Source organism: Lonsdalea populi (assembly GCF_015999465.1).
Lineage (GTDB): Bacteria > Pseudomonadota > Gammaproteobacteria > Enterobacterales > Enterobacteriaceae > Lonsdalea > Lonsdalea populi.
This window is the reverse complement of record NZ_CP065534.1, coordinates 792,788-818,534: the sequence shown is the minus strand read 5'-3', so window position 1 is coordinate 818,534 and position 25,747 is coordinate 792,788. Positions and strand designations below refer to the sequence as shown.

Below are 25,747 nucleotides of genomic sequence, written 5' to 3'. Positions count from 1 at the left end.
GCTGAGGGATAAACGTGAGAAAGGATGAATATCACCTGAACGTATTGGATAAAAGCCTGGATAAATTTTATTCCGCAGGTTTGATGATCGAAGATAACGTTCAGGAAGGCGTATCTCATATCAAGGATGATTTATTATTAACGTTATCGCATACCGGGCTGCCCGATAAATACAATCCCTGGCGAGACTCTGCCGCGGCATTGCCGTTTGATATGCGTCATTTCCCCACCTATTTACGCGTCGTGGAATATATTTCGCGATCGGACGCCAGCTGTTTACTGGCTCTGCCCGGCACCTCTCTTGCCTGCCGGGCCGTGCAGATGCTGGGCAGCGACGCGCAGCAGGAGCTTTTCTTTTCCCGCTTCCTGACGCAGCCGTCATGGACCTTTTTCGCCGTGAGCGAACCGGAGATCGGCTCTGATGCCGCGTCGATTACGACGCGCCTCGACAGCGGTAAGCAGGGACTCACGCTGACGGGCAGCAAGATGTTTATCGGCGGCGCGCAAATTGCCAGCATCGGTCTGGTGTTCGCGCGGCACGGCGACAGAACGCGGCTGATTATGGTGGAACCGAAACAAGCGCCGGAAGCGATCGCTATCGAACCGCTCGCAGCCTACGGGCTTGCTGGTGCGGGGTTATCCCGGATCACGTTTGACGCGTTCCCCGTTCGTTCTGAACACATCCTGGGATTGACGACCAGCCCCCTGCGACAGGGCATGAATGCGTTGACTCAGGTCTTCGAGAAGCATCGCCCCCTGGTCGCCGCGATGGCGCTGGGCACCGCACGCGGTTTTCTGGAAACGCTCGCTCGGGAAAATAGCCATGAAAACGATCTGTGGCGGCAATACCACTCGCTGCACGACCGCCTGATGGAGGTGGGTGAACACTTTCAGCAGCAGCGTTCGCGCGTCTGGCAAACCAGTCAGATCAAAAGGCAGGCTACGGCGTTCGTCGAGCGGGTCGCTCACCGGCTTCCTCACGTTCTGCCCACGGAATATTGGGTGAATCAGCCGGCCCTCATGAAACGATACCGCGATGCGTTTGCCTTCGAATACATGGAAGGAACATCGCATATTCAGTTGCTCAACGGCTGGCGCGGCTTTCTTGCCGGTAAGGAGCAGTGATGAGCCTTAGCCTGCATCCCCGGCACATCATCTGGAATACGTTTGGCGAGCTTGAACCATTTAACCCCGCCTGGCTGGATGAAGTCGAACACTGGGAAGATTACATCGCCGCGTTTTTTCAGTCGAACGGACTGCCGTGGGATGCCGCTCAAAGCCACGTCGTCGAGTGCATTACCGCCGAAGACAAAGCGCCGTTCGTGCGCATGATGGATCAACTGTTGCCATCGCTTCAGCAAGTCACCGACTGCCGGGATGTGGACGCGGTGATGCTGGCGCACTGGACGCCTGACCTGCATCTGGGCACGTCCGTCGTCAATCACGTTATTCACCAGTTGAATCTCAGCGAACAGAGTTTTGCGCTGGCCATCAGCGACCGTGGGCTGTCCGCTCCGCTTTTCGCCTTTGACGCGCTGCATCGCTACCTTCGGCACGGCGCCCGACGGGGCCTGCTGTTGATTGCCGACCAAAAGCACCTGCTCTATCGCTCCCCGCTGATGGAGACGCTCGCGCCGCATAACAGCGCCTGCATCGTCGCCGTGAATCGGGACGACGAGGGCTGGCGCTATCTGGGCTATCAACGCAGCGCGCTGAACGCCTCGGGGTTGGCAACGCATTGTGAAGGGATAAAACACCTTTTTGGGCTGGCGGATAACTATCATCTCGTGGCCAGTCCCACCTTGCTGTCTTTGCTGCCTGCCCACGACTCCCCTGTCCCGGCGGACGATCGCCTGTTGTGCACCTCGCTGTTTGCTGCCCTGGCGCAAGGCGACACGCGCCACGATCACCTGCTGTTGCTACAGGAAGAAACGACGATAACCGCACTGGCCTTTCAGGGAACGGAGAATAAAGCATGCGACTAACCCGCATGGTGGACGACATCCCCTCGGAGCGCGTAGACGCGGTCGATGTCATTCAAGCGGCCGGCGGCAGCCGCAGCGAGGCTCGCGTGTTCAGCAAACTCTTCGGTATCGAGCATGTCGCCGCGCTTCCACGCGCTGCCTCACTCCTTGAAACCTTTTTATCCCAGTTGGACAGACTTGAGGTTCACGCCGAAGAGACGCCGGTGGATACGCTGATTTACGTGCATGCCCTGCCGATTCAGCCCGCTGAAGGGGAAGGCCTGACGACGGAACTGATCCGCCGCCATCCGGCGTTAAAACAGGTGAAGCGCCGCTACGAAATCGATCAGCACAACTGCGGCGGCGGGTTCTGGGGACTCAAGATGATCCAGTCGCTCTTTCGGGCCGGACTGTCGCAGCGCGCGGTGCTGGTGCTGGGCGATTCGCTCAGCATGTTTGCGCTGGGGGAACGTTATATCCCCGGCTGCACCATTCTCGGCGATGGCTTTGTCGCCATGCTGCTGGACAATCAGGATGACGGTATCCAACTGACGCCTCCTTTTGTGAAACACCGCGCTGAATTCTGGCCCGGGTTATTTATCGAATCGCAGCAAAAGAGCGCCTTTTATGCCGAACACAACGCGATGACGGCTCTCGCACTGAAAGAAATTCACTTTTCACTTCAATCGCATACCGTGTTACTACCACACAATATCAACCGTCTCGCCTGGCTCAACTTCACGCGGCTCAACCCTGAATTAGAACAGCGTATCGATACCCGGTTATTGCCTGACGTGGGCCATTGCTGTGCGGCCGATCCCTTTCTGCTGTTGAGCCGCCGGCTGCAAAATGCTCAGCCCTTCTCAAAACGCTGCGGCCTGCTTTCCATCGGCGCAGGCGCCTTTATCGGGGCTTGCAGCGTCATCCCAGACCCACAGCGCATCGCCGGACGATAGGAGAAGACGTGATACGACCTTATACAGCCCTACCCACCGTTGACGTTGATGGAAAGCGTCTACGCACAATCGGTATCTTAAAAACGGTAGAGGACGCGGTCGCCGCCGCGGGCGATCTGGTCCGACTCCGATTCGCAGACAGCGCCGATCTGGTCGTGCTGGGGGGCGCCAGCCAGGTACGCTACTGGCAGCAAAATGACGATCGTTTTGGCAAGGACGTCATGACACTGCCGTCCTCCGCGGCCATTGGCCGCCTGCTGCTGGGAGATGCGCTCACGTTTGCTCAAGAGGGTGATGAATGGCGTCGTGGCAGAAAACTCACCGTGCCGCAGGTCAATCCGAAATGCGCGCCGTTGCAGCAGTCCGTCACAGAAAGTGCGGCCTGGCTAGCCGACCAGTTCGCTACATCGGCCCCAGTGGCATTACGCGATCTGACGCTCGAGTGGGCGGTGCGCGCGGTGATGCCGCCCTTTATCGGCCATACCTGTACGTTACGGGAAGGCCAGCGCTTCGCGACGGAAACTCATCGGGCGTTTTACGCGCTGATCCAGAAAGCCGCCACCGTCGATCGAGAGACATTGCTCAACGATCCCCTCCTGCTGAATTATCGTCAGCGGCTGCATACGCTGGTGGAGGCGAGCCTGATCGGCATCGCCGACGAGCCGGATACGATGCTGGCCCAGTTCTACCATGCCCTCGACGTCGCCCACTACCCGGAGCGCAAAGCGTCGCTGGTGAATCTGGTCATGGGCAATCTGTCAGGCAGCATTGATAATCCGGCCACCAGCCTGCAATGGTGCCTGATCCATCTGGCCCGGCACCCCGACGTGCAGGCGCGGATCGCTCAGGAAACGCACGCGCTTCCCCCCGACGGGATCGGCCTGCAAAAATGCCCCGTCACGCTGGCCGCCGTGAAGGAGGCGCTGCGGCTGACGCCGGTCTCATCGCTGGTGGAACGAACGGTATTACAGGACATTGAGATCGAGGGTTACGGCATTCCCGCCGGCACCGCGATCCTGTTTTCTCCCTGGCTGGTACAGCATGACGCTCGCATCTGGCCGGAACCGATGCAGTACAATATCGATCGTTTTCTTCAGGGCCCCATTCCGCCGTACCACTACTTTCCTTTTGGAACGGGCAAGCGCCACTGCGTGGGGATGTCACTTACGCTTCATCATTTGGTGATAACACTGGCGCGACTCTCGTTAAGCTGCCGTTTTCAATTGGCGCCCGGAACACGACCCGTGGACCTGCGCCCGGAGTTTGGTCTCAACCTGGCGCCGCGTGGCGACGTGTCCCTGACGGTCACGCCTCTGGCGATCCCGGTTTCTACTGGTTCTTTTTAAATATGCGCTATGGAGGTCACATGACCCGTTTGAACACTGTTTTTCCCCTCGCGTTGCTTTTTGGCGCTACCCTCAACTCCGCTTCTGCGACCGAGGTTGAGAAACGGATAGCCCTATCTTCGTTTAACGAGCTTGAGTTATCAAAAGGGCTTTCCGTCACCCTTAAATGCGCGGATAAGCCTTACGCCGTGGCCAGTGCGTCCCAAAAAGTGTTGGATCAATTGCAGGTCAATTCGGCGAGCGAGAAGCTGAGTATGACGGGAGTGACCCGCGACGTAGACGGGTGGGATCTCTCAGACAATAAAACGGACCTGACGATTTTTACGGACAAACCCGTGCGGTCGATTAAAACCACCTTTGGCGTCAGCCTGAAAGCGGATGCCTGCGCCCTCAGCACGGAACAGGTGACGGTGGATGGCAGCATGGGTTCTACGATAGCGCTGAGCGGCAACATCCGTCGCCTGGATGCCGAACTGGCTATGGGTGCGAAATTGGTCAACGACACCCACGATCTGGTAGTCCAATCAGCCCATATAAGCGTGGCGATGGGCGCGGAAGCGGACCTGTGCCGCGCGCGGGAAGTCTCGGGCAGCGCCGCCATGGGCGGGCTCGTCTATATAGGCACAGACACGCGCAACACGTTGACCAGCGAGATGGGCGCAACGGTGCGGACCCGCGATTGCCAATAACGCCCTGCGCTGAACATGCGCCGTGGCCCTTTCCCGTCAGCGGCTGATATGTGTAGCCATCGGGCGCTGACGCAAGCCGCGCCTCGAACCATGAATCGCACTTTGCGAACAGCGAGCTATTACGCTAGACCTTCGCGAATAATGTCGAATAAAACAACGTCATATTCCCCGGTGTTTACGCACAATTCAGATAATCAAAATCATCGTCCACGATAATATCAGGTCGCCTTTTGTGAAAAACCTGAAAATAGCCTTTTATTAAAAAAATAAATAATGAATAGACTGTTTTTTATCACATCAGCGATGACTTAATCATAAGATAATGTGTATTTATTCACTGTAGAAATAACATTAATTCATTCTCAACAAAAATAAAGTCAACCTCTTTGTTTTATATATATTTTTATAAATACACTCGATAAACCTATCTATTCATACCCTCCATGGATACCTATTGGTTATTTATTTTTTCCACCTGATAAAAATAAAAAAATTAACCAGTTTTCATGTTGATTATCAGAACAGCCAATGATAGTTATGTACTAAGCGTAAATATTCTCGTGGGGTGACTCGATGTCGTCTCAATACGTTTATTGTTTATGACTGAACATATATGCCCACCGGCTGGTTATTAGGATCATGTTATTCCGTGAGCCGGTAATATTCGTTCGACATATTCTTACACGGAAAGGAGCCGCCATGTCTGGTCCATCCACAACAATCACGCCTTGCGAACTACTGACGACTAACCCGGTGCTGCTGGGAGGGGAAAATCGCTCAGGCACCACGCTGCTCAGCGTCATTCTCGATTCGCATCCGGATCTTGTGGTCGGCCCGGAAATCGACTTCACGGAGCCGGTCAACCTCGGTCCGCATATCCTGGCCGTTTGCGACTTTCTGGATGCCAACGAAAGCCGGCTCGTCGGGGCCACGAAGGAGACGCTCGATCCTGAGTGGTATGACGGCGCGCACTTCGTGGTTCAGTGCGAACGCTTCGGCCTTGGCCGTCACGAAGTCAAATCATTGGTGAAACGCCTGATGGCCGAGTGCGGCCGGGATCTTTTTGCACTCGAAGACCGCTGCCGTCTTATCGAGTTGATGGGAGAGCACCGCCGCAAACAAACGGGGACGCAGCGGTGGGGGCTGAAACTACAGCGAAGAATCAAGGATATCGGCACCTACGCCGCGATCTGGCCCAAGGCCCGGTTTATTCACATCGTCCGGGATGGGCGGGATCTGGCGGCCTCTCACCTAAAAACCGTCCCCGACTGGGGATACCAGACCATTGCGGAAGCCGCCAACGGCTGGCTGGAGATCGTCGCCCATGCTCGCCTCACCGCACCGGACTCACGTTATTTGGAAATCCGCTATGAAGATCTGGTGACCCGCCCTCGCGAGACGATCGCGCAGATGCTGGACTTTCTGGGGCTGCCGTGGAATGAGGCGGTTATGCGCCATGCGGATCAGCACCATGCCCTGTTCGACAAACCCTGGGGCCACCCTTCCGCTGAGACGGCGCGTCAACCGCTCTACCAGGGCCGTAATGGACGCTATTTGCAAGACCTTAGCCCAACGCAAATTGCCGAGTTTGAGCACATTGCGGGGGCTGAACTGAAACGTCTGGGCTACGCACTGTAAGCTCATCAACGATCCGCGGAGAGCATAGCGATGCCGGGTTTACAGGATGTCTCCCAGCGGCTGCCTCGCAGCTTTCACCTACTGCTCGCTGGCCAGTCGCTCTCTCTGCTTGGCACACAGGTCACGCATCTCGCCGTCCCGCTGACGGCGATCACGCTTAATCATGCCAGCCCGTTCGAAACCGGCGTACTGCTTGCCTGCAGCAGGACGCCGTACCTGCTGCTTGGGCTGTTTGCCGGTCTGCTCGTCGACAGCTACTCGCACCGTCTGCTGCTGATGACGGCGAACATCGTCATGGCGCTGACGCTGGCCAGCGTGCCGCTCGCTTTTTTTCTGTCCGGACAGGTCAGTATGCCGCATCTCTATACCGCCGCCACGCTGACCGGCGCGGCGATGGTGGTCGCCGACGTTACCTTTCTCGCCTGGGTGCCCGCGCTGGTGCCTTACCTGCAACTGACCAAGGCGCAAAGCAGACTGGAACTCGGGCAATCCGCCATCATGGTCATCGGCCTGCCGATCGCCGGATGGCTGATCGCGGCCACCTCGCCCGCCGTGGCGATACTGGCCGATTCCGTTTCCTTCCTGCTGATGTCGGCCCTGCTGCCCTTTGTCGCCACCACGCCGGCACGTCGGCGGCTCAACGTCAGTCCTCAGGATCATTCGCGAACGGGCGGCGCACTGGTGCGTATGTTGAAAGACGCGGCCGAGGGCATGCGTTTTTTGATCCATACGCCGCCGCTGCGCGCGTCGACCTTCGCCACCGTCACGCTGATTTTCTTCTATAGCGCCTATTCAGCCGTTTTCATTCTTTACCTTTCCGACCAGTTGAAGCTGACCTCGACCGAGATCGGCATTGTGACCAGCGTTGCCGCGATCGGCTGCGTCGTGGGGGCCTTGCTGGCCCGCCCGACGGCAAACGTTCTGGGCCTGGGCCGCACGCTGGTCACGGCGATCCTCATCAGCGCCGCCGGTGCCATGCTCTGCCCACTGTTGCCGAACATACTCATCGTCGGGTTATCCCAATGCATCATGTGGGTCGGCATACAGACCTACAACGTCCATCAGGTCCCCATCCGTTACGCGTTGGCTCCTGCGGAGATCCACGGGCGCGTGAACGCCAGCATCCGCACGCTAGTCTGGGGCCTTGCGCCGTTAGGCGCCGTGGTCGGCGGCACCTGCGGGATGCTGCTGGGAACGCGAACGACGCTGTTTGTCACGGGCGTACTGATCGCCGCCGCCGCTGTATGGATCGTCATGTCGCCGTTATGGGCGGTACGCGAACCTCAACTTACCGCACTCCGGAACGAAACAGCCCGCACCTAAACCTTTCGTCCTTCACCGATACAGGGAAACGATCATGAAGCTCACGGATATATCAACACTTAATCTGCCTGCAGGAAGCCTCACCGCCTGGCGCGTACGCGGTCCTTCCGTCACCAACGAAAACTGGGTCAAAGACTCACGCCGGGCCTCCTACCTTCAGGAGGCGAGCATCTTGGGTGCGCTTGATGACAGGGACAATAACCGGTCGACGTTCTCCTGGCTGGGTTGCGCCTTTGATATGCCGGCTGACTTGAACGCGTCGGCTTTCATGACGGCCATCCGTCAATGGGTCGACCGCCATGAAACCTTGCGCAGCGACCTGATCCCCGTCGGCGCTGCCCGCAGGCTAGCTCGCATGACGTTAAAACCCGGCGCCGTAGAAGTATGCCCCAGCGAAGTCGGCGATTTTTCCGACGCACAGTCTTTGGCGAATTCCCTCGAAGCGCTGTTTGACCGTGAAGTCACCCCCCTTCACTGGCCGGGCTATCTTTTCACCACCCTCAGCCATGTTAACGCGACAACCGTCTGTCTCGCGGTGGATCACACGCTGATCGACGGCTACTCCCTCGTCCAGATCCCCTGGGAGATCCATACCCTGTATGCCGCCGCCTTGTCGGCATCGGAGACGTCCGCCGCCCAGCCCGTCCTTCCCCCTGTCGCCAGCTATCTCGACTTTGCCGAGGCGGAGCGAAAAGCATCGGAGGCGCTCACCTCCAGCCATGAAGACATTCTGCGCTGGAAGACCTTTGTGGCTGAAGGGGACGGTCACCTGCCGTCATTTCCCCTCCCCCTGGGTGCCGTGGGCGATGGCCTGACCGAGCAACCAAGCGGACACGCCAAAGTACTCGATAAAAATGACGCCCACACGTTTGCGCAGATTTGCCGTTCTGCCGGAGGGGACATTTTTTCCGGGCTGTTGGCCTGTCTGGCGAAGTCCGCCTATGAACGCTCGGGTCAGAAGGTCTTTCGTACCATGATCCCCTTCCAGACCCAGACCGCGCATCGCCTGCCGTCAGTGGGCTGGTACGTCGGGATAGGACCGGTGGCATTTCCCATCGACGGACACCGCCCCTTGACTGAGGCAATACGTGATGCGGCAGACGGGCTAGTCGGCGTCAAAGCGTTAGCCCAGATACCGATGCCCCGCGTGGCCGAACTTCTTGACCAGCCTCTGCGCGATCTCTTTATGATCTCCTACATGGAGCTGCGGCGTGTTCCAGGCGCGCGCGAGTGGGCGACGTGGCAGGTCAGAATCTTCCGTAGCCGCAGCATCGACCCCGATGAAGTGTGCCTGTGGTGCGCACGCACGCATGACGGCCTGTTCATCAGCTATCGCCACCCCGCCACTCATCAAGCCGCCGCGACAATCGCAGACTATATCGCACAGACGAAAGATCTTCTGACATCGGTCATCGCCACCGAACGCGGGTAAGCGGGTCACCTCTTTTCTGTAGGGGGAAATGTTTTCTCAGGAATGGAACGGGAGCGGCGAGCACCAGGAAGACAATTCCCAGTGCTGAAGGCTGGATGCAGATTGCATCGTGAACCTTGTGGCGAAATATCCACCTGGGGAAGTGTCTATCTGTCGTTTCAAATACGGAGCCTGTAGGTCACAGCATGGGAAACGCTCGCCCTGCTGAGTCCATTATCGTTGCTTATGCTGCGATACCAAAGATGAAAGAAAGCCCGGCAATGCCGTTCGGCCAGCGATAGAGATAACCGCTTGGCCGAACGGTCATTAACGCTTATTTGTGCGCAATAATGATGCCATGCGGCGTCCAGCCGGGCACATGGATACGCTGCGGATGTTTAAAGCCGACCTCTGCCAGGCAGCGTTCATATTGCTCCCACGCGTAGATCATCCCGCCTTCGGCAGGCAGACAGGCGAAGTAAACGCTGTCCAACGCCGCGACTATCGGCCCGTCGCCCTCATCGTTGGACATGGAGTTAAAGATCACCACCCGTCCACCTTCCGGTAGCGCATCGTAGGCTTTCTTCAGCATATGAGTGTTCTCCTCCAGCGTCCAAATCACCAGTTGATGAGCAAACAGGATGCAGTCATAGCCGCTTGGGAACGGCTCATGCAGGATGTCCAGCGCTTTGGCATTAACCCGATCGCCCAGCCCGGATTCATCTATTTTCGACTGCGTCACCGGGATGGAGTGGGAAATATCCAGCACCGTGACCTCGAGTTTCGGATTGGCCTGCGCCAATGCCAGCGCGTTAACGGCATCGCCGCCGCCCGCATCCAACAGACGGTGGGTCGTGGAGAGATCCAGATGCTGGACCAGATCTTTATTGGCCAGCTCAGACCAGGAGCGCATATAGCGATAAAAGACTTTTTCCAGTTTTGGATTCTGATGCAGGCGATGGTAAATATCACGTCCCTCTCCCGGGAAGCGCCGCAGCCCCACGTTGGTATTTTTCTGCAGCGACTCGGTAAAATCGATCTGGCCTTCATAAACAATGTAGTGCTCAAAGGCCACCGTATCTTTGAAACGCTGCCAGTCATCGGTGTCCATAAGTTCCCGCACGACATCCGCGACATGATAAACCTCGTTGTCTTTCACCAGCAGGCCCAATGCGGTCACGCCCAGCAGCAGAATATCCGCGGCGCGCTCCTCAAGCCCCAGCGCCTCACGGAGTTTCTCTTTTGTGGGGTCAGGTAAAGTACGCACGGTCTCGAGCACATTCAATTCACAAGCGGCCTGCAGGTATTGAAACGCTGCATGTCCAAAAAGCAGGTTTGCCAATCCAGGCATATCCAGCTGAGCCGGTTTGGAATAATTAGCGGAACGGTGGGTAGCAGTCATATGCGTTTCCTTTTCATTAATGATTACTTCATCCAATTGTGTGTTTTCCCTGCCCGACTTGCCTGATGGCAGCGCCTGACAGAGGAGAACGCGCCAGAAGCACGTCGTGATCCTGAACACTTTCCCCAACCCTCGGTAAGTCACCGCACGGTTTACAGAAAATCCTGCCTATATGCGCTATTGCCGTAACGCTTTGAACGACATCCTCCTTGTTGTGAAAAACTCAGCGTCCATCCGGGATTTTCCCATCCAGATCGCGCATCTCTCGGTGTGTCAGCCCCAGCAGAGAGAGCATCGTCCCCGCCAGGCCGCAACACAGCAACACCACACGAATGGCGCCCCCGTCGTCGGCGCCACCCAGCCAATAGCTGACGCCGTGGGTCCAACTAGCGCCAGAGGTAAACGCGGGCACTATCCACCGGTCCACCGCGCTGCCTGCGAACAGGACGGCGACCGGCAGCGTGAGCATGGTCAGCGAGCCCATCAGCGCAAAGACGCTGCCCTGATGATTGAGCGGTACTTTCCGCATCCATAGCGCCAACGCGCAGACGGTCGACAAGCTACCGACAAACAGGGCGATAAAAACGCAGACCGCATAGTCAAAAACCGAATTGACCACACTGACGATCGCCACGCACAGTGAAAGTAGCAGGTTGCAGGACAGCAACAGCAATGACAGGCGCGACGACAGCCACGGCACAAAGAGCGGTAGAGCGCCTAACGCCGCCCCCAAACCACCCCAAGCCATAATCACGCCCAATTCACGCACGCTGTAGTGAGTGAGTATCAGCGGGATGACCAGAGTAGATACCAGTGCCTCCAAGCCGTTTTGAATCAGTATGTAGACCAGTAACATCGCCATCGTGCGATGCTGGTTGAAATAGGCCAGCGCCCGCAGGATGTCCCTCAGCCAACCGCCCGTGTAACCCGCGAGTCCAGGCGATTTTCGTATTGACGCCGGCAGCCGATAAAACCCCAAAGCCGCCAGCGCCAAACTGCACAGCAGTGTGATCAGATTGAAAATGAAGATGCCGTCCAGGCTATATCGATACATCAGCATCCCTGCAATGACCGGAACCACAATGCCGACCGCCCCGGTGACGACGCCCATCAGCCCACAGGCAAGCGGCATCTGTTCACTCCTCAACAGGGCGCTCATCGTCGTCCGATATGCGGGGGTTCTCAGCGCCTGCGCCAACGCCATCACCACGGTGAATACATACAGCGGCCATAGCGCTACGCCCTTTTTTTCCATCACGATAAGTAACAGCGCCAGCAGGCAGAACACGCCGGCGTCCGATAACAATATCGCCTTACGACGATCGGCGCGGTCAGCCAGCGCCCCGGAAAATGGCAAGACCGCCAGCGTGGAGAAGGCGCCAATCGTCGATACCAGAGAGAAATCGAACAGCGATCCGGTCTGCCGATACACCCAGGCTCCGATGGAAAAACTCGCAATATTCGCACCGGTAATAAAGCTATTTTCCGCCAGCAATAGCAGGAAAAAGGGCCGACCCAGCCGGAGCATTGGCGATATCAACATGTTAACCGACGCCATCTACCGCGGACCTTGTTCAATGGCCTGCAGCGCCAACGTCAACGCATTGCCCAACGTGCTGACATGCGGTCGGCTTACCATCGACATGTGTGTTCCCGCGACCGGAATCACCTGAATCGACGACGGCGCATTGACGTTGTCCCATCCCAACAGCGGCGGTTTATCATCGCGGACGCGGAACAGATGCAACGGTACGGCAAGCGCCTTCGGACGCCAGTTGGCCAGCGCACGGATATACCCCTCGTAGTGGTCGAGATAACCCAGCGCCTGCTCCGCGCTCATCCGCGCCGGCAACACCGCCTCCGTTTGAAACGCTTTAACCAGCTCATCAAAGGTGGCCGTCTCCGTCAGCGCCGATATCCGCTGCGCCGCCGCAGGCTCCAACAACGGATGCAGCGCCCACCACAGCCGAGTCCGATCCTCGCCATCATCAGGCAGCGTGATCCCCTGCGTTAACGGGTTTGCCGAATCCAGAAGGCCGATAAATTCCACTTCTACGCCCATCTCCACAAGTTGGCAGGCCATCTCATAGGCCACCACGCCGCCGAACGACCATCCCGCCAGCCGATATGGCCCGTGCGGCTGCACGCTTTGCATCACGTGAATCAGATTCGCGGCATGGCTTTGCAGAGAATCCACCGCCACCGTCCGATCGTGCTGGCCCGACAGCCCGTATACGCTGAAATCGCTGTCGATATGCGCGAGGATCTCAGGAACGTAAAGCAGCTCACCCCACACTTCATGGACGAAGAACAGTGGAATCGTGCCGTTTTTCACCCGAAACGGGATCGCGCCATTGGCCCATGCGGGCGTGTTGTCGTGAGCAATACTCGCAGCCAACTGCCTGATGGTCGCTTGAGTCAACAGGGTGGAGACGCTCATTTTCAGGCCAAGCGCCTGTAGCTGACTGGCCACCTCGACCAGACGCAGCGAGTGGCCGCCCAATTCAAAAAAATTGTCATCGCGGCCGATATTTTCCTGCGGTCGACTCAAGACGGTGGCCCACACCCCCGCCAGCAGTGTTTCAACCGCGCCACTCGGTGGTTCGAACCCCTCTTTCACCACGCCCGCCTGCTCCGGCGCGGGCAGCGCGGCGCGATCCACCTTGGCATTCGGCGTCAGCGGCAGACTATCAAGGCGGACATAGGCGGACGGCACCATATAATCGGGCAGACGTTGGGTGAGGAAAGTATGCAGTTGATCCTCCGCGACCGCCTGAACGGCGGTGTAATAGCCCACCAATCGACGATCGCCGGGCACATCTTCTCTCGCCAGCACAACCACGTCCTGTACGCCGGGGTAGAAGCGAATGCAGGCTTCAATTTCCCCCAGCTCTATGCGAAAACCACGAATTTTCACCTGGCGATCGCTGCGGCCCAGAAACTCGATGACCCCGTCGGGAAGCCAACGCCCCAGATCGCCCGTTTTATAGAGCCGCGCGCCCGGTTCATCGCTGAACGGATCGGGAATAAAACGCTCCACCGTCAGCTCTGGCCGATTGAGATACCCCGGCGTCACGCCCTCACCCGCCACGTGAAGATGACCCGAGACGCCGACCGGCGCAGGACGTCCCTGCTCATCCAGAATATAGAGACGGACATTGGCAAACGGCCGCCCGATAGGCGGCTTTCCTTCCCGTTGCGGATCGCACACGTACATCGCCGCACCGATGGTCGCTTCCGTGGGACCGTAGCCGTTAATAAAACGGCGCCCCGGCCCCCACTGGCGAACCAATGCTTCGGAAACCTCTTCGCCGACCACCACTAGCGTCTGCACATCAGGGAGTTCAGTTCCCTCCGGCAGAGCGGATAACACCGCAGGCGGGAGCGTGACGTGCGTGATGCGATGGCGGATCAGCGTGTCGGTCAGTTCAGTCCCAACCAGCGGACCCGCTGGCGGGAGGTAAAGCGCCGCGCCGCTGACAAATGCGATAAACAGCTCGGAAACGCTGGCATCAAAGCAGAAAGAGGCAAACTGCAAAACCCGGCTGTGCGGCGTGACCGCAAAGGCCTCGACCTCCGCCGTAATCAGATTGCATAGCCCGCGATGCGGCACCGGGACGCCTTTCGGCGTACCAGTCGAACCGGAAGTGTAAATAACATAGGCCATCGCCTCCGGCGTCAGGCCCAGCGCGTTGGCATCCGGATTTGTCTTTTCGCTTTCCAGCCAGGGTCTGTGCTCGCCATCCAGTTCAATCACCGGCAGGCTGGCTGGGAGTTCACCCAGCGCCACCCGGCCGCGGTGGTCGGTTATCAACATGGCCGCCGCGCTGTCGCTCAGCATGAAATGCAGGCGCTCCACCGGGTAGCTGGTATCTAACGGGATATAGGCTGCGCCCGCCTTAAGTACCGCCAAAATCGCCACTACCATTTCCGGACTGCGGGGCAATGAGATGGCGACATAGGTGCCGACGCCGACGCCCTTCGCGCAGAGATAGTGCGCCAGACCATTAGCCTGCGCGTTCAAGTCGGCGTAAGCGATCGTCTGCTGGCCGAATATTAAGGCGGGCGCCTGCGGAGTACGTGCCGCTTGCTCTTCAAACAGAGTGTGAATGCAGGTCCTATCCGGGAACGGCGTCGACGTCTCATTCCAGGTGACCAGCAGTTCGTGACGCTCTTCGTCCGGTAAGATATCGATCTGATTCACGCGTGCCGTAGGCTCCTTCTCCAGCGCGCTTTCCAGCCCTATCAATGCCATTTCCAGATAGCGCGCCACGCGTTTGGGGTCCATCGGGCGTTGAACATGCGTGGTGATCGAGAAACTGTCGCCGAAATCGTCCACCTCGACGTGCAGCGGGTAGTTGCCTCGCTCTTCGTTGAAGATCCCGTCCATGTTAGCCCAATCGGCCTGTTGGCTGGCCGCCAATGCTTGCTGCCTCTGGCTATAGCGATAATTGAATCCGGCGCTGAACAGCGGCAGCGAAACCGGCACCTGGCTGCATGCCTGCGCCAGCGCCAGCGAAGCGTGTTCGTGGCTCAACAGTTCAGACAGCAGGATGTGCGTCTCTTTGATGGCGTCAATCACCGACCTTGCACCGAGATTGATGCGCAGCGGCAGCGTATTGACACAGGGTCCCAGAACCCGGCCCGCGCCCTCACCGGCCTGCATTCGCCCAAATAATACGGTGCCGAATACCACATCGTCGCGCTCAGACAAACGGGCCATGACGATCGCCCAGGCAACGTGGAACAGGCTGGCCGGACTAACCGCCAGCGCTTTGGCCGATGCGCGTAACCGACGGCATAATGTAGCGCTTAGAATCCGCGTGGCGTAGGTCAACAGCGAGCCATCGCCCTGCACATCGATAAAACCATAAGGCGCGGTAGGCTCGTCCACGCCGGACAGCATCTGGCGGAAGAAAGCCTTGTGGGAAGGATCGCTGGCGGCCAGCCGCGACTGCACAACGAATTGCTTGAAGGGAAGCGGCGTAGGTAAGCGGTCGCTTTCCCCCTGCAGGCAGGCCTGCACCTCCTCAACGATGAAGTCCAACGTCGTGTGGTCAATCATCAGGTGATGGCAGAGCAGCATAAACAGCCAGCGGTCGTTTTGCCGATCGTCAATCGCAAACGCACGCATCAGCGGAGCGCGGTTAAGATCCAGACGGTAAGGTCGCCGAATAAAGTGCGACAGCAGCCACTCTTGCGCGTCGCCGTCCTCTGCGGTCAGCACAATATCCTCAACGGTCAACGCAGCCTGACGCCACACGACCTGTACCGGCGCGGGCAGACCTTCCCACGCCATCGAGGAGCGCAACATATCATGGCGGTCGATGACCTTCTGCATCGCGGCGGTAAAACGATCAAGCTCCGCGCGCGATGTAAACGCCATCAACCACGGCAGAATATAGGGGTCCGCACCCTCTTCACTCGCCAAATGGTGAAAGAAAATGCCTTCCTGTAGCGGCGTTAGCGGGTAGATATCCTGCACGTTATCGTCACCGCCTTCAACGCGCTGCACAATATGCGCCCGTTGTGATTCGGAGAGATTGACCAGCGCCGACTCAGGGTATTTCCATGTCTGGCTGCTTTCGCCAATCCACGCTAGCAGCAAAGACTTATGTTCACGCAGGCTAGCGAGTAGCGCCGGGTCAAGGGCCGCCTTGTCGGCGCGCAGTTTGATGTTGTCGCCCTCGCGCCGCAGCGCGACCTTGTTTTTTCCGAGCGCCGCCAGCAGATCAGAGAAGCTGATGGACGGCGTATCGATGGGCGAATTCTGGTTGATAAGGGTCATATTGTTACCTCGTACTCACTTGACGAACCAAACGGCGCATCGTTATCCAGCAGCGGGATAGCCTGAGGTCCCTGCAACCGCTGGACCACCTCAAGGCCAATGGCTAACGCGCCGTTCAACAACGCATCTGAATCCCGCATCCTCGCCGAGCCGGGCTCCGACGCCGGACCTAACACATGCCGGAACCACGGTTCCAGCCCCATGGCGTAGTTGTATAAACGCCTGGCGCCGACGGCCTTGAGCAACTCTATCGCCTCGCCGGAGGTACTGCCGCGACAGCGCCGGTTTTTCTCCGGCTGGCGATCGCGATCCTGCGGAAACAGCGCCTCAATGGTGTAAGAAGCAGGCGCTCCCTCGGTCTCGCTGTTCATAAACACCGTTTCGATGGGGCCTACCGCTTCCCTGATTCGCTCATACAGCACCGGGTCCAGACAGGCCGAATCGGCGGCGAACAGAATTTGTTGGCGCCCCAGCCGAATCACATACGCACTCTTGGCATGCGCTAAATCGCCATGCTCGCCGAGAAACGGAATACCGATGATTTCGCCGCCCGGCAGCGGAATAGACTGCAACGGCTCCATCTCTATCGCCGTTTTGAAACCCAAAACTTCGGCCATTTGTCGGAGCGACACATCCCCCAGCAGGAAATCGCTCGCTCTCGGCACCACGAGACAGCCGATGCGATGGCGTAGACGCAATAGCGTCTCTACCGAGAAATGGTCCGGATGCGCATGGGTCACCAACGCATAGTCGATATGTTCGGGCAGCGACTGGAAGGTCAGGCGCCCATCGTCGCCTTGAAGCGGACTGGCGCTGATAAACGGGTCAATCAGCACCGATACGCCCTGCGTCTGAACCAGCACCGTCGCGTGCCCCAGATAATGTATGCGGGTCGCCTGCGGATCGGCATGCAGGGGGCTCTGGGGAAGCGGCGCCGAAGTCAACAGCGGGCGCAGTTGACGCTGCAACGTTGCGTCTGCCTCACACAGTTCGAAAATCTGCGCCAGCGGCTTGGGATCGGTGTCCAGTTGGAACAGCGCATCTAATCGCGGGCTGGCGAACGGCTCCTGCCACCAGACATCGTCCGGCTGAATCATGTGTGGAGTGCTGAATAAAGGCGGCCGGTCACCATCATGCCGCAGCGGGCGGATACGCAGGCTCTGCAACGCCGGTTTATAGTAATGGCTACGGTAAGTCAGTGCTTCAATGACCCGAAAGGAGGGCCGATTGAAGTAGTCGTAGACCAGCTCAACCAACCCACGGAGCGGCGCGGGTATCTGCGCATAGAGCGGCTCCAGAGACTGTCCTTTTCCCTGCTCCGCCAGCAGTTGATGAAGTTTTCCCACGGCCTCTGACAGCGTCACGCAGTCGCGCAGCGTGCTTTCCGAACTGGCCAGCAGCGCCGCAATCTGATCGGCGTGTTCCGGCGAAACGCCGATGCAGGCGCTGCCGCTCAGGGCCGGGTCGGTCGCCATCTGATAGTTCAGCTCGGGATTATCTAAATACAGACGCATGACTTTGCGCTGTACCTGTGCAAAGTGCAAACTGGCCGGAATGGGGGCGATATTTAACCACCACGCACTCCATCCATTGACCAGGGGTTCGGCTATGACTGAGTCGGCGAGTCGATAAGCCGGTGCAGACGTGAATGTTTTCATATCAGAATGTCACCTCAATTGTGTCAGGAGTGAAATCCCCTGAATTTTCCTCTGCGGCAAGGCGTAGATGATGGTTGATGGCATCAGCCAGCGAGGCTGGCGTCGGGTTGGCGAACAGCATTCTCACTTCGGCGGGAATCGCCGCCTGGCGGAGTCGTTCAAGCAAGCTGACCACCATCAGGGAGTTGCCCCCCAGTTCAAAAAAGTTGTCATGCCTGCCAATCCGTTTAACGTTAAGCAACTCGCCCCATAGCGAGACCACCGTCGATTCCAGTTCGCCTTCAGGAGGCTCATAGTCGTGCGTTTCCGTCACGGCGGCCACGGCGGGCAACGCATGACGATCGATTTTGCCGTTAGCCGTCAAAGGCAGCGCATCGAGGAACATTACGCTATCCGGGATCATGTGGCCGGGCAGACGCCGCGCCAGGAAGTGGCGCAACTCTCTGATGCTGGGGGCGGCGGACTGAGCCAACTGCTGCAAGACATTCAGATGCGGCAGACCGTCCAGCGCGTTTTCCGCGTCCATCCAGTCAATCAGACAGGCGATTTCATCAACACCGCTGTTTTTTATGGCTTGAACGATGGGTAAACAGCTTTGCGGCGTACCGATCAGCGCCGCAGAGGAGGAGTAGTGATCGAAGGCATACTCCGTCATCGCTGCCATGTCGTGGTCAGAGATCGTCGACGAAGGCAGGCCCATATCCTTGGAGAAAAAATTCAGTCCGAAATGCAGTTTCAGGTAGCCGATAAACGGCGCTTTGGCTTTTGCCAATGTCTCGTCCAGATCGGTGCCGATAAAGGTGTGCGCCATCAGCGTGACGTGACCCGTATCCGGATCGTAGCCCGCATCCGCTCTTGCCTGACGATATAGCGCGATATGTTCCGCCAGCTCATCCAACTGCTGTCCCATCAGGTGCGTCAGCAAATGGGTGCCGGCTTTGCCCGCTTGTATAAAGGTCTCCGGGTTGCCGGCCGCGGTCACCCAGATAGGCAGCATCGGCTGAATGGGCTCGGGGTACAGATGAATATCGGTGTCTTTGCCCGCCCCGTCCGGCAGCGATATCGTTTCGCCACGCCACAGCGTCTTGATCGTTTCTACGCCGTCGAACATCGCCTGCTTGCGCGCGGCATAGTCGTCAGGCGCGAGCACAAAATCTTTCGGGTTCCAGCCGGAGGCGACCGCCAGGCCAACTCGCCCATGAGAGAGGTTATCCACCATCGACCACTCTTCGGCGATACGCACGGGATGATGTAAAGGCAGCACCACGCTGCCCGAACGCAGCGAGATCCGCTGTGTTATCGTCGCCAGCGCCGCGTTCAGCACGGAGGGATTGGGATACAGCCCGCCAACGGGATGGAAGTGACGCTCCGGCGTCCATACCGCTTCAAACCCATTGCGATCGGCATACTGCGCCGCTTCCAGATACAACGCGTATTTATCCTGCTGGTCCCGAGAGTCGCCGCCGAAGTAGAAGAGGCTGAAGCCGGTGGTTTCGGCGTCCTGCGACATGGCCTGGGCCGGAGCCACCACATAGGCGACCAGACGTTTCTCCCGATCGCCAATCACAACGGCATCCTGTACGCCCGCGTGTTCCAGCAGCGCCGACTCGATTTCCGCCGGGTGGATACGTACACCGCGGATCTTCACCTCATTATCGTTGCGTCCGTAATAGGCAACGCTGCCATCCGCACGCCAGCGCCCCAGATCGCCGGTACGGTACATCAGCGGCACGGCTTTACCGGGTTGCGGCGAGATGAAAGGATCGGGCACGAAACGCTCCGCCGTCATCTCAGGACGGTTCAGATATCCTCGCGTCACCCCGTCGCCCGCAATATGAATTTCACCGAATACGCCGATAGGCGCAGGCTGTCCCTGAGCATCGAGAATATAGACGCGGGTATTGGCGAGCGGTTGGCCGATGGGCGGCGCGAACGCATGATCGGCCGCACTGCACACCCGTTGCGCGGTAGACCAAATCGTGGTTTCCGTCGGGCCATAGAGATTCCACAGCGAATCGGCCAGGGTCAACAGCCGTGGTGTCAACTCGTTGCTCAATGCTTCACCGCCGCATAACACGGCCCGCAGCCGCAGCCCCTCATGCCATCGGCTTTCCAGCAACATACGCCACACCGATGGCGTCGCCTGCATCACGCTGATCTGCTGGTCGCGAATGCGGCGCGCCAGCCGTTCAGGATCCAAAACCGTATCACGATCCGCCAACACCAGCCTCGCGCCGCACAGCAAAGGCGAGAATAACTCCAGAGCCGCGATATCAAAATTCAATGTCGTGACGCTGAGCAAACGGTCATCCGTACGCAGCTCGATGCGTTGCATGATGGAGATCAGCAGATTAACGACGCCCCGATGGGGCACCATCACGCCTTTTGGCTTGCCCGACGAGCCCGAGGTATAAATCACATAAGCCAGACTATCCGCCGTCAGCGCGATATCGGGATTGCGCGATACCGCCAAATCATCTTGTTCTTCTGCGGCGAGATCGATAATCTCAGGCACGTCCGGCAGGCTCTCCCAGAGGTTCCCGAGTGTGATCAGCGCCTGCGGCTGGCTGTCTTCCAACATGTAAAGAATTCGCGCCTGGGGATACGCCGGATCGACGGGGACGTAGGCGCCGCCCGCCTTCAGCACTGCCAGCACCGCCACCACCATTTCCACGCCGCGCGGCAGACAGATCGCCACTCGCGTATCCGGCACCACCCCCTGTGATATCAACACGTGCGCCAGCCGGTTGGCGCGTTGGTTCAGCTCGTCGTAGCTTAGCTGCTGCTCGTTATAGACCAGCGCCACCGCCTGCGGCGTGCGCCGCACCTGGGCTTCGAACAGCTGATGGATCCCCTGCTCCTGCGGATAGTCGGCGTGGGTGTCGTTCCAGCCATACAGCACCTGCTGGCGTTCGGCGTCGGACAGCAGCGGCAGCCGGGCGATATCCTGCTCTGCCTCTCCCGCCATCGCCCGCAACAGCACCTGCCAGTGATCCACATAGCGTTCCACCGTTTCACGATCGAACAGGCTGCTGGCATAGTCGATCCCGCCCTCGATCCGATCGTCGCACTCGCCCAGCGCCAGCGACAAATCGAACTGCGCCGTCACTTGTTCAAAGGTAAACGGCTCAGCCTGCAGATCACCCAGTTGCAGGGTTTCCCCGGCGGCGTTTTGCCAGGCCAGCATGGTCTGGAACAGCGGGCTGTGCGCCAGACTGCGTACCGGATTCAACGCTTCCACCAGCTGTTCGAACGGCAGATCCTGATGCGCCTGCGCCGCCAGCGTGGTCGCCTTCACCTGCGCCAGCAGTTCGCCCACCGTCATGTTGTCCGCTATCCGGCAGCGCAGCGCCAGCATATTGACGAACAGGCCGATCAGCGGCTCCAGCTCGGTGCGGGTGCGCCCCGCCGCCGGCGAGCCGATCACGATATCGTCCTGCCCGCTCAGCCGGTGCAGCAGAATGGCCCAGCCGGTCAGCAGCGTCATATACAGCGTGGCGTCGTGACGCGCCGCCAGCCTTTTCAGCCCCGCCGTCAGCCCCGCATCCAGCGTGAAGTCGACACGCCCCCCGGCATAGTCCTGCACCGCCGGCCGCGGTCTGTCCGTCGGCAGCGCCAGCAGCGGCGGCACCTCCGCCAGCTGCTCCCGCCAGTACCCCAGCTGCGTTTGCAGGATCGGCCCTTCTACCCAGCGGCGCTGCCAGGCGGCGTAGTCCGCGTATTGAATACGCAGCGGCGGCAGCGGCGAAGCTTTCCCGGCGGCAAAGGCGTCGTACAACGCCCCCAGCTCCCGCATAAAGAGGCCGACAGACCAGCCGTCCGAGATAATGTGGTGCAGCGTGAACAGCAGCACCTGTCGACGGTCGTCCAGCCGGATCAGGCGCCCCCGGACCAGGCCCCCCCGTTCAAGGTCAAAGGGGGCGGCCGCTTCCTCCGCGCTCAGCCGCGACAGCGCGCTTTCCGGCTCGGGATGCCCTCGCAGGTCGTCCACCACAAGCGCAAAAGGCGCGGGCGCGTGGATTTGCTGATACGGCGTGCCGTCTTCCGGCACAAAGCCGGTACGCAGCGGCTCATGACGCGCCACGATACCGTCGAGCGCCGCCTGCAGCGCCTCAACGTTCACCTCGCCGTCCAGCCGCACCCCGCCCGCCATGTGATACGCCGCGCTGGCGTTCGCTTCCAGCTGCGACAGGAACCACAGCCGCTGCTGGGCAAACGACAGCGCCAGCCGCCCCGTGCGCTCGGCCGGGGCTATCGGCGGCAGCGCGCTCAACGGCGCCTGCCCGACCGCCTGCGCGAAGGCCGCCAGCACCGGATGGGCAAACAGCGTGCCGAGCGCCACGTCACGCCCCAGATTCTGACGCACCCGCGACAGCAGCTGGATAGCCAGCAGCGAGTGGCCGCCCAGCGCGAAGAAGTGGTCGTGCCGCCCCACGGGCTCGACGCCCAGCAGTGACGACCACAGCCCCGCCAGCGTGGTTTCGGTTTCCCCCTGCGGCGCTTCGTAGCGCTGCACGGCGTAGGCCCCGGCGTCCGGCTCCGGCAGCGCCTGCCGGTCCAGCTTGCCGTGCGCGGTCAGCGGCCAGGCGCTCAGGCGCACCCAGGCCCCCGGCAGCATGTAGTCCGGCAGCTCCGCCGCCACCCAGTCGCGCAATGACTGCGCCTCCTGCGGCTCCTCCGACAGATAGTAGGCCACCAGTCGGCTATCCCCGTCCTCCGCCTGCCGCGCGATGACCACGCAGTCATCCACCGCCGGATGACGGCGCAGCCGCGCCGCTATCTCGCCCAGCTCAATGCGGAAGCCGCGGATTTTGACCTGATGGTCGTTGCGTCCCAGATATTCCAGCGCGCCGTCGCCGGACCAGCGCGCCCGGTCGCCGGTTTTGTACAGCCTCGCGCCCGCTTCATCCGCAAACGGGTCGTCAATAAAACGCGCCGCCGTCAGCGCCGCCCGGTTCAGGTAACCGCGCGCCACCCCGCCGCCGCCGACGTACAGTTCGCCCGCCACGCCCACCGGCACCGGCTGGCCCGCCTCGTCCAGCACGTAGATGCGCAGGTCCGGGATACGTTCGCCTATCGGGCTGACGTCAAGCGCCGTGTCCGCCGGCGAGAGCTGACGGTAGGTGACGTGCACCGTGGTTTCGGTGATGCCGTACATATTCACCAGCGTCGTGCGCTCGCCGTTTTGCGCGTACCACGGCGCCAGCATCGCCGGCTCCAGCGCTTCCCCGCCGAAAATCACCCAGCGCAGCGCATGTGACAATGACGGCGGGGCCTCCGACTGGGCGGCAATCAGGGGCCGGAACGCCCCCGGCGTCTGGTTCAGCACCGTCACGCCCTGCTCGCACAGCAGCTGATAAAACGCCGCCGGCGTCCGCGCCGTCTCCTGCGCCACCACCACCAGCCGGCCGCCGTGCAGCAGCGCGCCCCACAGCTCCCACACCGAGAAGTCGAACGACAGCGAGTGGAACAGGCTCCAGACATCGTCGGCGCCAAAGTCGAACCACCGGCGGGTGGACGCGAACAGCCGCATCACCTGCGCGTGCTCCACCACCACCCCTTTCGGCTGCCCGGTGGAGCCCGAGGTGTAAATCACGTAGGCCAACTGATGCGGGTCTGCCGCCTGGTCAGGATTATCATCCGGCTGCCCGGCCAGCAGCGCCGGCGACGCCAGGTCAAACAGGCGCACGTCCGTGGGCGTCTGCGCCCACAGCGCGCCTTCGGTTATCCACCCCAGCGGCGCGTTGTCTTCCAGCAGATAGCGAATGCGGTCGGCCGGGTAAGTCGGGTCAATCGGCACGTAGCCGCCGCCCGCTTTCAGCACCGCCAGCACCGCCACAACCATCTCCACGCCGCGCGGCAGGCTGATGGCCACCCGGCTCTCCGGCCCTACGCCCTGAGCTATCAGCGCGTGCGCCAGCCGGTTGGCCCGTCGGTTCAGTTCGTCGTAGCTGAGCCGCTGCTCGCCGAACGCCAGCGCGACCGCCTGCGGCGCACGACGCGCCTGCGCTTCGAACTGCTGATGCAGGCATGCGTCGACGGGCTCGGATTGAGTCTGATTCCAGCCGTGCAGCAGGGTGTGGCGTTCGTCATCGGTCAGCAGCGGCAACTGCGCTACCGGCTGAGTCTCATCGTTTACTATGGCGCGCAGCAGCATTTTCAGGTAGCGGGCATAACGTTCTACCGTGGTGCGATCAAACAGGCTGCTGGCATATTCAATATGGCCCGTGATAAGGCTCTGCTCCTCGCCCAGCGAGAGCAGCAGGTCGGATTTGGCGCTAAACAGTTCGCCGTTATACGGCTCTACCTGGAGGCCATGAAGTTGCAAGGCATTATCGGATGCGTTTTGCCATGCCAGCATGGTTTGGAACAACGGGCTGTGCGACAGGCTGCGCGTCGGGTTGAGCGCCTCCACCAGTTGTTCGAACGGCAGATCCTGATGCGCCTGCGCCGCTAACGTAGTCGCCTTTACCTGCGCCAGCAGTACGCCGATGGAGGCCGCGCCGTCCACCCGGTTCCGCAGCGCCAGCGTATTGGCAAAGAAACCGATCATCGGCTCCAGTTCGGTGCGGGTACGCCCGGCCACCGGTGAGCCGACCACGATGTCATCCTGCCCGCTGAGGCGATAGAGCAGCAGCGTCCAACCCGCCAGCAGCGTCATATAAAGCGTGGTTTCGTGCCGCGCCGCCAGCGCCTTCAGCCCGGCGGTCAACGTCGCATCGAGCGTAAAATCAATGTAACCTCCGGCATAGTCTTGCACCGACGGCCTCGGCCGATCGGTCGGAAGCTCCAACAGAGGCGGCGCATCCGCCAGTTGCTCACGCCAGTAGGCGAGCTGCGACTGAAGGACTTCGCCCTGCAACCAGCGTCGCTGCCAGGCCGCGTAGTCCGCGTATTGAATCGCCAGCGGCGGCAGGGGATCGGGCTGCTTCTGACTGAAGGCCCGGTACAGTTCGCCCAGTTCTCGCATAAAGCCGCTGAGCGACCAGCCGTCGGCGACGATATGGTGCAGCGTCACCAGCAGCACCTGTTCGCGCTCGCTCAGCAAGACCAGCCGACCGCGAACCGGCGGTCCCTGTTGCAGATCGAAAGGTTCAGCCGCTTCTTCGTCGGCCAGTTGGCGCAATTCGGCGGCGGCGGCGGGCCGCCCGCGCAGGTCGTGCACGGTCAGCGCAAAAGGCGCAGGCTCATCAATCTGCTGCCACGGCGTGCCCTCCACGTCGACGAACCGCGTGCGCAGCGCCTCATGACGCGCCACGATGCGGTCCAACGCCATCACCAGCGCGCCTCGGTTCAGTTCGCCGCTGAGCTTCAGGCCGCAGGCGAGGTGGTAGGCCGTACTGGCTCGCTCCTCCAGTTGGATCAAAAACCAGAGCCGCTGTTGAGCAAAAGAAAGGGGAAGCGGCGCAGTACGGTCGCAGCGCTCCAGCGCCGGATCATTTCGCTCTGCCCGCAGCCGTTCCAATAGCTCGACCCGCTGCGATACCGTCATTTGCCCGAAATCGTAAGCCTGCTTGCCGTTGTCCTTGTCCGTATGCATTGAATCATCCATCTTAATACCTCCATTTATCAC

Annotated in this window: 13 protein-coding genes; 8 read left to right on the top strand and 5 right to left on the bottom strand. The window is 59.9% G+C overall.

Translation table 11 applies throughout. From position 1 onward, the window contains the following. Positions 1–14 precede the first annotated feature (14 nt). The 8 genes from I6N93_RS03645 (at position 15) to I6N93_RS03610 (ending at position 9,347) form a co-directional block, all read left to right on the top strand. Positions 15–1,124, top strand: coding sequence for an acyl-CoA dehydrogenase family protein (locus I6N93_RS03645; protein ID WP_085688583.1), 1,110 nt, complete (start codon positions 15–17; stop codon positions 1,122–1,124). Continuing rightward, positions 1,124–1,984: a hypothetical protein gene (locus I6N93_RS03640; RefSeq protein ID WP_085688581.1), complete on the top strand. Its 861-nt coding sequence runs from the start codon at positions 1,124–1,126 to the stop codon at positions 1,982–1,984. The genes I6N93_RS03645 and I6N93_RS03640 overlap by 1 nt, the downstream gene beginning before the upstream one ends. Next, positions 1,975–2,919, top strand: a complete 945-nt coding sequence (locus tag I6N93_RS03635; protein WP_085688580.1) for a beta-ketoacyl-[acyl-carrier-protein] synthase family protein — start codon at positions 1,975–1,977, stop codon at positions 2,917–2,919. The genes I6N93_RS03640 and I6N93_RS03635 overlap by 10 nt, the downstream gene beginning before the upstream one ends. 8 nt (positions 2,920–2,927) lie before the next feature. Beyond that, positions 2,928–4,265: a cytochrome P450 gene (locus tag I6N93_RS03630; protein ID WP_085688578.1), complete on the top strand. Its 1,338-nt coding sequence runs from the start codon at positions 2,928–2,930 to the stop codon at positions 4,263–4,265. 20 nt (positions 4,266–4,285) lie between these two features. Next, positions 4,286–4,954, top strand: coding sequence for a GIN domain-containing protein (locus tag I6N93_RS03625; RefSeq protein ID WP_085688576.1), 669 nt, complete (start codon positions 4,286–4,288; stop codon positions 4,952–4,954). 699 nt (positions 4,955–5,653) lie between these two features. Beyond that, entirely contained in the window at positions 5,654–6,592 is a 939-nt protein-coding gene (locus I6N93_RS03620) for a sulfotransferase family protein (protein ID WP_085688574.1), read from the top strand. A gap of 30 nt (positions 6,593–6,622) precedes the next feature. Next, positions 6,623–7,915 (top strand): MFS transporter, encoded by a 1,293-nt coding sequence (locus tag I6N93_RS03615; RefSeq protein ID WP_085688572.1) that lies wholly within the window; start codon positions 6,623–6,625, stop codon positions 7,913–7,915. Positions 7,916–7,949: 34 nt separating this feature from the next. Continuing rightward, positions 7,950–9,347, top strand: coding sequence for a condensation domain-containing protein (locus tag I6N93_RS03610; RefSeq protein WP_112092772.1), 1,398 nt, complete (start codon positions 7,950–7,952; stop codon positions 9,345–9,347). A gap of 313 nt (positions 9,348–9,660) precedes the next feature. On the opposite strand, the gene I6N93_RS03605 is transcribed toward I6N93_RS03610, so the two are convergent. From I6N93_RS03605 to I6N93_RS03585, 5 genes are all read right to left on the bottom strand, one after another. Further along, on the bottom strand, positions 9,661–10,728 hold the full coding sequence (locus I6N93_RS03605) for a methyltransferase (protein WP_085688570.1): 1,068 nt from the start codon (positions 10,726–10,728) through the stop codon (positions 9,661–9,663). A gap of 223 nt (positions 10,729–10,951) precedes the next feature. Beyond that, positions 10,952–12,271, bottom strand: coding sequence for an MFS transporter (locus I6N93_RS03600; protein ID WP_158088409.1), 1,320 nt, complete (start codon positions 12,269–12,271; stop codon positions 10,952–10,954). A gap of 15 nt (positions 12,272–12,286) precedes the next feature. Further along, positions 12,287–16,516, bottom strand: coding sequence for a non-ribosomal peptide synthetase (locus I6N93_RS03595; RefSeq protein ID WP_085688566.1), 4,230 nt, complete (start codon positions 16,514–16,516; stop codon positions 12,287–12,289). Next, on the bottom strand, positions 16,513–18,174 hold the full coding sequence (locus I6N93_RS03590) for an MBL fold metallo-hydrolase (RefSeq protein ID WP_085688564.1): 1,662 nt from the start codon (positions 18,172–18,174) through the stop codon (positions 16,513–16,515). Before I6N93_RS03590 ends, I6N93_RS03595 begins: the two co-directional genes overlap by 4 nt. 1 nt (position 18,175) lies before the next feature. Next, positions 18,176–25,726 carry a non-ribosomal peptide synthetase gene (locus tag I6N93_RS03585; RefSeq protein ID WP_197669186.1) on the bottom strand — a complete coding sequence of 2,517 codons (7,551 nt, stop codon included), beginning with the start codon at positions 25,724–25,726 and terminating at the stop codon, positions 18,176–18,178. Between the last annotated feature and the right edge of the window lie 21 nt (positions 25,727–25,747).

Bases quoted from the DNA above. Each gene is read 5' to 3' on its own strand.
- I6N93_RS03590 (WP_085688564.1), bottom strand. From the start codon at position 18,174: ATGAAAACATTCACGTCTGCACCGGCTTATCGACTCGCCGACTCAGTC.
- I6N93_RS03595 (WP_085688566.1), bottom strand. From the start codon at position 16,516: ATGACCCTTATCAACCAGAATTCGCCCATCGATACGCCGTCCATCAGC.
- I6N93_RS03635 (WP_085688580.1), top strand. From the start codon at position 1,975: ATGCGACTAACCCGCATGGTGGACGACATCCCCTCGGAGCGCGTAGAC.
- I6N93_RS03600 (WP_158088409.1), bottom strand. From the start codon at position 12,271: ATGTTGATATCGCCAATGCTCCGGCTGGGTCGGCCCTTTTTCCTGCTA.
- I6N93_RS03605 (WP_085688570.1), bottom strand. From the start codon at position 10,728: ATGACTGCTACCCACCGTTCCGCTAATTATTCCAAACCGGCTCAGCTG.
- I6N93_RS03585 (WP_197669186.1), bottom strand. From the start codon at position 25,726: ATGGATGATTCAATGCATACGGACAAGGACAACGGCAAGCAGGCTTAC.
- I6N93_RS03615 (WP_085688572.1), top strand. From the start codon at position 6,623: ATGCCGGGTTTACAGGATGTCTCCCAGCGGCTGCCTCGCAGCTTTCAC.
- I6N93_RS03625 (WP_085688576.1), top strand. From the start codon at position 4,286: ATGACCCGTTTGAACACTGTTTTTCCCCTCGCGTTGCTTTTTGGCGCT.
- I6N93_RS03610 (WP_112092772.1), top strand. From the start codon at position 7,950: ATGAAGCTCACGGATATATCAACACTTAATCTGCCTGCAGGAAGCCTC.
- I6N93_RS03640 (WP_085688581.1), top strand. From the start codon at position 1,124: ATGAGCCTTAGCCTGCATCCCCGGCACATCATCTGGAATACGTTTGGC.
- I6N93_RS03620 (WP_085688574.1), top strand. From the start codon at position 5,654: ATGTCTGGTCCATCCACAACAATCACGCCTTGCGAACTACTGACGACT.